The sequence below is a fragment of the Desulfurellaceae bacterium genome (assembly GCA_021296095.1).
GTDB lineage: Bacteria > Desulfobacterota > Binatia > Bin18 > Bin18 > JAAXHF01.
In genome coordinates this window covers 14,574-14,992 of sequence record JAGWBB010000099.1, presented here as the reverse complement: position 1 = coordinate 14,992, position 419 = coordinate 14,574, and the positions used below count along the sequence as shown (strand labels likewise).

At 63.5% G+C, this 419-nt stretch carries 1 protein-coding gene; it reads left to right on the top strand.

Annotation, left to right across the window (positions count from 1 at the left end):
- A partial coding sequence (locus J4F42_18895; protein ID MCE2487585.1) for a hypothetical protein occupies window positions 1–419 on the top strand: 419 nt, incomplete at both ends.

The following is a 419-nucleotide window of genomic DNA, read 5'->3' as shown; positions in this document are numbered from 1 at the left end:
CATCCGGCCTGGAAGGCGATGGGCGCCCGGTCGGCCTACTCGATGATCAACGGAGCCGTGGTGGCCGTGCTGTGTCTGACCGGCGGGATGACGCTCGTCTTGCAGATTGTGCCGGTGGAGGTGACGCTGGGCATTCTGCTGTGGATCGGGATCATGATGACCGCCCAGGCGTTTCAAACCGTTCCGCGCCACCACGCCCTGGCCGTGGCTCTGGGGCTGATTCCGGCCCTGGCCGCCTGGGCTCTGCAGCTGGTTGAGACCGGCATCCGCAAGGCCGGCTCCAGTTTGTATGAGGTCGCACCGACGTTTGGGGCCGACCTGTACATCCACGGGGTCATTGCCCTCAGCCAGGGCTTTTTGCTGAGTTCAATGGTCTTGGCGGCAATTCTGGTGTTCGTCATCGAACGCGAGTTTGTCCG